This window comes from Thermodesulfobacteriota bacterium, from assembly GCA_036397855.1.
GTDB lineage: Bacteria > Desulfobacterota_D > UBA1144 > Nemesobacterales > CSP1-2 > DASWID01.
Map to the genome: position 1 here is coordinate 17490 of DASWID010000005.1, position 10187 is coordinate 27676.

The 10187-nt window shown below is 40.5% G+C and carries 9 protein-coding genes; 4 read left to right on the forward strand and 5 right to left on the reverse strand.

Translation table 11 applies throughout. From position 1 onward, the window contains the following. Positions 1-134 precede the first annotated feature (134 nt). Positions 135-1574 (forward strand): glycosyltransferase 87 family protein, encoded by a 1440-nt coding sequence (locus VGA95_00375; GenBank protein HEX9664999.1) that lies wholly within the window; start codon positions 135-137, stop codon positions 1572-1574. Here the strand turns inward: VGA95_00375 and VGA95_00380 are convergent, their stop codons facing one another. The 4 genes from VGA95_00380 to VGA95_00395 form a co-directional block, all read right to left on the reverse strand. Continuing rightward, the gene (locus VGA95_00380; GenBank protein ID HEX9665000.1) at positions 1575-2525 is read right to left on the reverse strand and encodes a patatin-like phospholipase family protein; all 951 of its coding nucleotides are present in this window, start codon (positions 2523-2525) and stop codon (positions 1575-1577) included. 410 nt (positions 2526-2935) lie between these two features. Continuing rightward, positions 2936-4102, reverse strand: a complete 1167-nt coding sequence (locus tag VGA95_00385) for a homoserine O-acetyltransferase (GenBank protein HEX9665001.1) — start codon at positions 4100-4102, stop codon at positions 2936-2938. Positions 4103-4231: 129 nt separating this feature from the next. After that, the gene (locus VGA95_00390; GenBank protein ID HEX9665002.1) at positions 4232-5527 is read right to left on the reverse strand and encodes an O-acetylhomoserine aminocarboxypropyltransferase/cysteine synthase family protein; all 1296 of its coding nucleotides are present in this window, start codon (positions 5525-5527) and stop codon (positions 4232-4234) included. 126 nt (positions 5528-5653) lie between these two features. After that, entirely contained in the window at positions 5654-6124 is a 471-nt protein-coding gene (locus VGA95_00395; protein HEX9665003.1) for a CoA-binding protein, read from the reverse strand. A gap of 220 nt (positions 6125-6344) precedes the next feature. On the opposite strand from VGA95_00395, the gene VGA95_00400 reads away from it, so the two are divergent. The 3 genes from VGA95_00400 to VGA95_00410 all read left to right on the forward strand — a co-directional run bounded on the left by VGA95_00400 (position 6345) and on the right by VGA95_00410 (position 8476). After that, positions 6345-6887 (forward strand): hypothetical protein, encoded by a 543-nt coding sequence (locus VGA95_00400; GenBank protein ID HEX9665004.1) that lies wholly within the window; start codon positions 6345-6347, stop codon positions 6885-6887. A 48-nt stretch (positions 6888-6935) separates the two neighbouring features. Continuing rightward, positions 6936-8003, forward strand: a complete 1068-nt coding sequence (locus VGA95_00405) for a tetratricopeptide repeat protein (protein HEX9665005.1) — start codon at positions 6936-6938, stop codon at positions 8001-8003. A 131-nt stretch (positions 8004-8134) separates the two neighbouring features. After that, positions 8135-8476, forward strand: a complete 342-nt coding sequence (locus tag VGA95_00410; GenBank protein ID HEX9665006.1) for a hypothetical protein — start codon at positions 8135-8137, stop codon at positions 8474-8476. 379 nt (positions 8477-8855) lie between these two features. Here the strand turns inward: VGA95_00410 and VGA95_00415 are convergent, their stop codons facing one another. Next, entirely contained in the window at positions 8856-9638 is a 783-nt protein-coding gene (locus VGA95_00415; GenBank protein ID HEX9665007.1) for a biotin--[acetyl-CoA-carboxylase] ligase, read from the reverse strand. Positions 9639-10187: the final 549 nt, after the last annotated feature.

Sequence of the window (10187 nt, forward strand, 5' to 3'; positions counted from 1 at the left end):
CCTATTAGCTTATCACAGACATGACCTATGCCAAGTCATAAAAGTAGCGAGACCGCTAAAGCGCTGGTTATTTGAGTAAGACTGGAAAAGGATTTCAATCATGGTTTATTTGTAACGTGCTTGTAAAATCATGGGTGAGATCCTTCTTAATCGGTAAAGCAAAATGGCTATTGGGATTGGGTGGCATTTTACTGATAGTTGCAACAACTGTCATAACCCTGATCTCACCTCGTTTTGCCTTAGATACGCCCCTTATAAAACACCCTGTGATTTTGCTCGTCTCGTTGATGATTTTCTCTGGAATAACATATTTTGTTATTTCCTACCGGTCTGCCAATTTAATTTCTTCAAAAGGACTTCTTATTTTCACTATTACTCTAGGATTAGCGCTTCGTATAGTAACCATATTTTCGACACCGATTCTTGAAGATGATTATTTCAGATATCTATGGGATGGAGCAGTAACGTCAAAGGTGTATAGTCCTTATGAGTACTCACCTGAGCAAATACTCAATGGTAACGGTGCAAAAGCTATTCCATTCGCTCTTAAAAATCTTGCCAAGGAATCAGGAGAGATCATTCATCAAATCAACCATCCGCAACTCAAAACCATATATCCGCCAATTGCACAATCGGCCTTTGTAATAGCTCATTGGCTAAAACCCTGGAGCGTCCTCTCATGGAGGATAGTTCTCCTATTCTTTGATATCATTACATTAATTCTTCTCCTTAAGATTCTCCGAACCCTAAATCTTCCAAATTCGGCCGTATTGGTATACTGGTGGAACCCCCTGCTGGTTAAGGAAACATTTAATTCGGGACACCTGGATGTCATTGCCTTTCCTTTTGTTTTGGGAGCCCTGCTTCTAAGTCTGAGAAAAAATTACCTCTGGTCAGTGGTTCTTTTAACATTATCAATTGGTGTGAAATTGTGGCCGATGGTACTCATTCCCCTGGTCCTTCGACCCTTAACAAAGAAACCTAAACTGTTACTGTCTGCAATAGGACTGTTCTTCTTAATCCTCGTTCCTTTAATGATTCCTTACTACACGACTGGCATTAATGAAAGTTCCGGATTACTGGCTTTTGGACAGAGCTGGCAGAATAACGATTCAATATTCAAAATACTCGTCTGGGGTTCTCAATTGATTTTGGAAATGCTGGGAAAACACCCGGGCGACGGGCAATTTATCGCAAGGATACTAGTTTTTATCCTCATAATAGCATGGATTTCTTATGTCAGTTCTCAAGATATTAATGAGCCAAAAGAGCTTTTCGAGAAATCTCTTTTGATAATAGCCGCAGTATTTCTACTCATTCCCACTCAGTATCCATGGTACTACTCCTGGATGCTTCCTTTTCTGGCAGTAGCCCCACGACCATCTCTGCTGTTGCTCACTCTAGTTCTCCCTCTTTATTATCTTCGCTACTATTTAGAACCCAGAGGGATGCTCGCTTATTTTAATTACCTTGTTGTGTGGATTGAATTTGTGCCTGTCTGGATTCTTTTAATAGTCGAATGGCGCTCTGAGACGAAAACAATACTTCCTGAACAATTAAGAATTGTTACGTGATCAATTTTCAGAAGAACTAAATGATTTTTTAAGATGAACTTTACTTATTATATCCTTTAATTCCCTTTTAATCTTTTCAGCCTCGTCCTTGCCGATCTCTATGATGTGCTCGGCTCGATGAAAATCTGATACACCCACGCCGGTAAGATCCGGTGTTATCAGAAAGTCTACGGGAAAACGCTCCAGAACATGGCTTATCAGTTGCTTCTGATTTAATAATATACTTCTCTTTAAGATACTAACAACACTCAATTTATCGAAAACATATTTGATATTTTTTTCATCCATTAATTTATTTTTATCACCTTTTGCAAATGACTTAATGATCTCAAAAATCGAATTAAAACCTGAGTTAACGCTCATTGAGTCCGAATTATTCTTTTTCTTGTGAACTATAGAATGATCTATTGATCCAGTAATAACGTCCACACCAACAACAAAATCTGAACCAAGCTCTCTAACTGCTCGAACCGGAAGAGGTTCTAATATTCCTCCATCAACGAGGAGCCTATTATTAAACACAACAGGAATAAAAAGGCCAGGAATTGCAATGCTTGCGCGGACTGCTGATATAAGATCACCATCGGTAAAGGTGACGACCTCTCCATTATTCAGATCAACACATACAGCAGCATATTTTTTATTTAACTCCCCTATGTTCTTCTTCTCTAAGGATTCTTTCAAAAATTTTATTATCTTTTTGCCGCTCATAAAACCCTTTTTCGACAGAGTAGGACTTAAAAGCAGTGGGATGTCTCTGAGTTTAATTCCAACCGCACCTTGTTGTAAATCCCCTAGTTTGTCAGCAGCATAAAAGGCACCGACGAACGCGCCCATGCTAGTCCCAGAGACAGCACTAAATTCAATTCCTGCGTTTTGCAAAACGCTTAGGACACCTATGTGGGCAAATCCCTTAGCCCCACCGCCACTGAGGGCAATTCCGAGTTTCATGCTTAATATTTAACCATAATTTTTATAAGATGTATTAATTCATCGTTACAGGGACAGGGGCAAGACATAGAGAAATTACCCCCACCTTAATCCTCCCCATCAGATGGGGAGGAGAATTTTATTCCCTTAAGGGGCATAAAAGACGAGGTGTATCCTTGAAATATAGAAGGGACTGATCCCCACATCAGTCCTAACACTAATGCCTGTTCGGGGAACGGCCCCAAACTTCTCGTAAGACACAAGCTCGTGAAACATAATTCTCACCAGAAAGCCTGCCCTGGATTAATTCGAAGTGACTGCTGGTCTACCAGGTTAACTATCGTTCCAAATATATAAAGAAATCTTCAGTGGGGTTAGAAAACCCCATCTATCGATAGACGGGACATTCCTGTCCCGATTAAATATATGATTCATAAAGAATTCAAAAAATCTTTAATTAAGGGTGTAAGCTTCTCATGTTCAATGAGGAACGAATCATGGCCATAGGGTGCATCGATCTCGTGATTGACAACGCAAACATCATTTGTCCTAAATGCCTCCACCAACTCTACCGACTGGTATGAGGGATAGAGCCAGTCAGAGGTAAACCAGGCCACAAACGCCTTTAGAGAACCTACCCTTTTAAAGGATTCTTCAAGACTGTTACATCCTTCTGCAGCATCATACAAATCTATAGAACGCATAAGATAGATATAGCTATTGGCATCAAACCTTTGCACGAACTTGCTCCCCTGATATAACAGGTAATTTTCGATTTCAAATTTGCTGTCCAATCTAACCTTCATTGTGCTTGGGTCATTGTGACTTCTGCCGAACTTCTCCCACAACAATCTGTCGCTAAGGTAGGTTATATGTCCCAGCATTCTTGCGATAGCAAGACCTTTATTCGGAGGCTCTTTACCATAGTAATTCCCACCGTCCCAGTTCGGATCATCCATAATAGCCCGTAGTCCCACCTTATGCATCGCTATAGACTGTGGCGTTGACCTCGCGGCGGTTGCTATCAGGATTATTGAATCGACCAGTTGTGGATAAAGCAGTGCCCACTCGATTGCCTGCATTCCACCCATTGATCCCCCGGTAATCGCACGGATGCCTTTAATTTCCAGATGATCTATGAGCTCCCTCTGTGTGCGAACCATATCGCTTATCGTAACCAATGGAAAGGATAATCCATATGGTTTTCCCGTTTCGGGGTTAATTGAAGAGGGACCGGTGGTGCCGTAGCAGCTACCCAGAATATTTGCGCAAATAACAAAGTATTTACTCGTATCGAATGCTTTGCCCGGGCCAATCATCACATCCCACCATCCAGGATATTTGTCTTCTTCGCTATGCTTTCCTGCAGCATGCGCACTCGCAGTGAGTGCATGTTCTATTAGTATCACATTATCTCGATTTTCATTTAACTCACCGTAGGTCTCATAGGCGATGGTGATCGGCCCGAGCTCCTGGCCGTTTTCCAAAGTGAATTTTTTGGGCGGATGTGCAAATGTATATGTCTCGGTTTTGACAATTCCTACGGAACCGTGCCCAACAATGATTACAGGTGACTCACCAAATTCCTGAGAAGACATTCTTTAATTAATAAGCCCCAATTATCAAATCACAAATCCCAACAAGCATAAAACTCGAAGTTTGTGAATTGGCACTTGGAATTTGCTGCTTTTTTGTAATTTGGCGCTTGTGATTTGGAATTTATAGTTTCATGCCTTTACCTTCTGCGACTTTTCCAAGGCCTGATCAATATCCCAGAGAATATCATCCAGCGTTTCAAGACCTACAGATATTCGAATCATATCCGGAGTTACGCCCGCAAGTAATTGTTCTTCCTCATTCAGCTGTCTATGTGTCGTTGAGGCCGGATGAATAATTAGAGTTTTCGCATCTCCCACATTTGCGAGATGACTCAATAATTGTAGGCTCTCTATGAACGTTACGCCGGCCCCCGGGCCACCCTTAATACCGAAGGTGAAGATCGAACCGGCACCCTTCGGAACATATTTCTTTGCAAGCTCATAATAGGGACTGTCTTTGAAACCAGAATAGTTAACCCATGTAACAGAGGGGTGTTCCCTCAGGAATTTCGCAACGGCCATTGCATTAGAGCAGTGTCTCTCCATTCTCAGGTGCAGGGTTTCTAAACCCTGGATGAAGAGAAAGGAATTAAATGGGCTAAGAGCAGGGCCAAACGTACGAAGCGTCTCAACGCGCGCCTTCATTATGTAGCCAAAGTCTCCAAATGTCTCATAAAACCTGATACCGTGATACCCTTTCGAATGCTCCATCATAACTGGAAAGTTTCCATTGTCCCAGGGAAACCTTCCGGATTCGATGAGTACGCCTCCTATTGACGTCCCATGTCCACAGATAAATTTAGTTGCTGAGTGGACTATTATATCGGCACCAAACTCAATTGGCCTGCAAAGGTATGGCGTTGCAAAGGTATTATCAACTATTAGAGGTATGCCAGCTCCATGTGCTATATTCGCAACTGGCTCAATGTCAAGAATATTCCCCAACGGATTGCTTATGGTTTCTGCAAAGATTGCCTTTGTATTTTTGGTTAGAGCGGCTCTGAAATTCTCGGGATCATCGGGGTTAACAAATTTTGTCTCTATTCCAAGCTTCCTGAAACTCACGTCAAACTGCGAGTATGTTCCCCCATAAAGCGTGCTTGACGAAACCAAATTATCTCCAGATTCTAAAATGGTAAATATTGACACCATTTGTGCAGCCATTCCAGAGGCCACAGCCAGAGCTCCCCTGCCGCCCTCAAGAGCAGCCATCCGCTCTTCGAAAACCGCATTGGTAGGATTCATAATTCTTGTATAAATGTTCCCAAACGTCTGAAGATTGAATAAGCTTGCAGCATGGTCACAACTATCAAAAACATATGCGGTTGTCTGATATATAGGGACTGCACGCGACCCTGTTACGGGGTCTGGCAGCTGGCCAGCATGGAGACAAAGTGTTTCAAAACCAAATTTTCTATCTGGCATTTTTTTCTCCAGTAATTACTCAGCCGCGAATTAGAATGATACACGATTCATGATGCACGATGCACGATACATGATTCATGATGAACTTTTACTTTTTTCCCTGCATCTTGCATCCTGCATCGTGTATTAAAAAGGTAACCACTTCGGTCTCTTGGAAGATATAATACCTCTATTTACACCAACAAAATTGAGTCCACCGAATAGACGCGCGTGCTCGATCTTCATACATCGATTCATCACTACAACAAGTCCGGCGTCTTCTGCTATTTTTGCCGCTTTCTCATTTATAACACCAAGTTGCATCCAAACAACCTTTGCCCCAATTTTTACAGCCTGTTCCACAATCGGAGGTACATCTTCTGGCTTCCTGAAAATCTGCACTACATCAACGGGCTCAGTTATGTCAAGAAGGCTCGGATAGCATTTCTCTCCCAGGATTTCCTCGTAGGTGGGATTAACAGGGATAATCCTGTAACCATGATCCTGAAGATACTTTGCAGCAAAAAAACTCGGACGATGCCAGTTTGCCGACAATCCCACGACTGCAATGACATGATTTTCTTTTAAGATGCGCCCTATTTTCTCTATATCATCCATTTTCTTATCAGTAGTTCACAACTTAAATGCTATATAATCTTCCAAGAATATTATAAATCTACCTTAGAATAATGATTATCTACAAATTATAATTAGAACACTGGTATGTTATTAAGATAGTCGCATGCGGAATTTAAGGAAATTCAAGTTATATTTATGGACACAATTCGGGTTGATAATTTATAATTAATGGGTAAAAATTAGTCAGAATTTAATTTTAATGAAAAAGGCCCTAGCAAGTTTACTTCTTATCTATCTCTCATTAATCCCCATCCTCAACTTTGGCTGCGGCGACGTGAAAACTTCTTCATACTTCACTCCTCCAAAGAGTAAATTAGATAGATATGAAGCACTAGAAATATTTGACTTCGAGACGGCAATCCCGGATTTTCCCAAAGAAGCATTGACCAAAATACCGAACGATGTTGAAAAGCTTTTAAAAACTGAAAAGGATTCATTCAAAGAGGTAAGCCGTGGGAATATCGGGCAAATCCCTGCCGATAAGACCCTGGTGCTTCTTGGTGAAGTCACCAATTATGTTCCTGGCACAGATTTCAAGTTTGAAGGCGGAGCAGTCAAATTCGGCGAAGTCACGGTATCTTTAAAGCTTGCACTGGTACAAAAAGACTCGGGAATAGAAATCACATCTGGCGAGGTAAGTGGCTTCAGCTCACTTGCGATCCTCAGGTCTGGCCATCTGGGCAAAGATATGTATGAAATTATAGCCAACGAAATAGTAAAATTTATTTCTGAAAATTATTGAATATAAAATTAAAATCATGTAAAAATATTAACTAATGGGAGGATGGGCATGACACAAACTAAAAAGATTCTAAATAAAATTTTCACAAAAAAATTCGTGGCGATATTGATCGGTAGTACTATTTTATTCGCCAACTTAACCAAGTCTGAGGAGAGCGCTGATCAGAATGAAACGAATACTAGCAGTTTAGGTGCCAAAGACTTTTATCAGACTGGAAGAAAAGAATATCTGAAATTTACACCCCATGCTTTCAACAATGCCATAGAAAATTTTAACAAAGCACTCAAGCTCGATCCTAATTTTGCCCCAGCATACGCAGGCCTTGGAGAGGTCAATTCATTCATTGGTTTTTACAGGCTGGAAGTAAAGGATCAGTATGAGCCATTTTTTAATCAAGCATATCAAAACATACTTAAAGCACTCCAATATGGCCCTAACCTTTTGGAAACACAGCGAGCTCTTGCCATAAACTATCTTCACCTTAGTAGAGAAAACGATGCCAAAGCAGCTGCTAACCGTGTTTTACAGATGGATCCCAACGATGCCGAAAGTCATTATATCATCTGGGCCGCCAATGGGAAGAAACCCAATGACCAATCTATCTGGAAGGCTCTGATATTAGATCCCAATCTCGTGATGGCTCACGTCGATTTGGCAACTGCTTACTTTTTTAATACACGAGACTATAATAAGGCAGCCGATCACTACAAAAAGGCAGTAGATTTAGCTGATTCCCCACAGTTACATAACTACCTGGGAACAACATTCAGGTCTCAAGGTTATTTCCCAAGGGCAGTATCGGAATACACGAGAGCTATTGATCTTGATCCCAACTTTGCCCCAGCCCATATGAACCTGGGAATTACCCTTTTTTATATGAAGAAATATAATGAGAGTATCGAAAGCGAGAGGAAAGCGATTTCTATAAACCCAAATTATCCCGACTCCTACTTTTTCCTCGCACGCAGCTACGAAGCCACAAATAACCCTCAAATGGCGATTAAAAACTATAACTTGTTTCTTGACCTTGTAAGTGAACAGGAAAACTATTCCAATTACATATCAACTGCTAAGAAGAGCCTTGCAAAGCTTCAAGGTGGCTCATACAACAAATAGTGATTCTGGTTTACGTGGCTACTGCGAGCAGGCACGACTTTTAAAGGTTCATTCCTAATAGCCTTTGTCGCCATCGTTAAATAAAATTCTGTTGCGACTCCTATCGGTTAACGTGTAATATTGTTATTTAGATGGACCGTCAGATTGGTGACAATTCAAACTTAATAAAACTTTCATTCGGATTGGAATCTAGTTCAAGTCTTTGGAATATAGTTTTTGAGGGATTCGATCAAGATGTAATCTTGATATCTAGATTCGAGGGAAAAGATCTAGAATCCAGAGATCTACTTAACAGATTTGGCTATATACTTAACAAAAAATATCCGGGCTGTGTTGTCGATCCTACAGAATCAGGATTTTCAATCAAAAAGTCATTCCCTATGAATGACGTATCAATCATACGTGAATGGTCAGTGCTCATGAACAGCATACGAGAAGAAATAATAGGCCTTATTGGACAATCAGAGTGTTAAACTATTAGACGATGAAACCCTTCTCATAGCAATTATATTTCGTATAAGTTTCTTAAGGCAAAGAGAAAGAAACTTTAAACTCTAAGAAAACAAATGCTATCTCGACCTTTGTCCACCCGAGTCGAAACAGGATATACAGGTCGGGGAAATGGTATTCCTTAAAAAAGAGCAATATTGGATCGTCAAAGAAGATCTGAGAAATCAAAATTTTACATGGTCTTTATGCAATACCTTAGCACTTTTTACGATAAGATACTGAAGAAAAAGGAATTCTCAGAAATATTTCATGATAGAAAAATAATATAGGCCATCCCGAAGAGGGGATTCAATCATGAACCCATACCTTGGGACATGATCAACGATCACAAGTTTTGACTACTTAAAGGACAGTAACGTCACCTGCAATTATCCTCTCAATCTCCCCGTTGTCCTTTTTTATGAGTAAGAATCCATTTTGATCTAAGTCGTATGCTATACCTTCAATGACATTGCCATCGATCCTAACTCTCACCCTTTTATTCAGGTCTCCCCACCTTTTTTTCCACTCACCAATAATATTTGACTTTCCTTTGCTATTGAACTCGTCGTACCACTTTTCAAGCAGGTTTATCAGGTTCGCTGCAAATTCAGACCTATCTACTTCACACCCTAATTCTTCCCTGACAGAAGTAACAATCTCTGAAACCTCACCCATCAAATTATTCATCACCTCTCGTGTCATATTCAAGTTTATTCCTAACCCCACTAAAACAAACTCAACTCGCTCTCCATCAGGCTCCATCTCCGTTAAGACTCCAGCCACCTTCCTTCGATTGATCAGCAAATCATTGGGCCATTTTATTTGAGACTTGATCCCATGTGAATTAACAGTTTCAAAAAGTGCAATAGAACTCACCAGTGTCAGTATGGTAGCATCTTTTGAGGAGATCGAAGGTCGAAAAATTATCGACATATAGAGGTTAAAACCAGGCGGTGAAATCCACTTCCTCTGAAGCCTACCCCTACCCTTTGTCTGTGTATCCGTGATAACGACAGTTCCTTCGGCTGCACCTTCCTTCGCTAGATCAAACGCGACATCATTCGTTGATTCCACTTCACGATAGAACCTTATTACCCTACCGAATGTCTTTGTCTTCAGATGCTTATTTATGAGTCTTTCCATCTAATAATATTTATAATAAATAAAGAGAGCGAACGCAAGCATTCCAAATTTTGAAGAAACGAATACCCGTTCTGATTTTAATGTAACCTCAATTAAAAGTCCATATCCTTACTCATTATATTGAGGACTTTATTGAGTCAATGAGTCCCGAGCGTTGTTATGTGACAAAATAGCAGCCTTGAAAAAGGCCATCTTAAGGATTTGTGTTAATAATCAAAGCAAAATAGAAGGGGGTAATCACAGTTGACGGGAGCGGTTCACTGTACTGCTCCCCTTTTCTCAAGCCCTGCTTAAGTTGGACTCGTGAAGAATGGTATCCTTCCTTGCGATTATTGTTAACTCCGTTTCCAAACAATTTTATAGGTCTTTCTCTAACATAAACTATGGCAGTGTTATAGGAGAGGTCATATGCTTGAAGGAAAAAAGATTTGTTTGCGAAGGAATATGCAGTCAGAGATGAAAGTTTGCTTGACTTGAGCTTATCTTTGCGAGAAAATGGGAAAAGAAAAGGTTTATGTGTAAAATGGGTTTAAGTGTGTTATACTGATT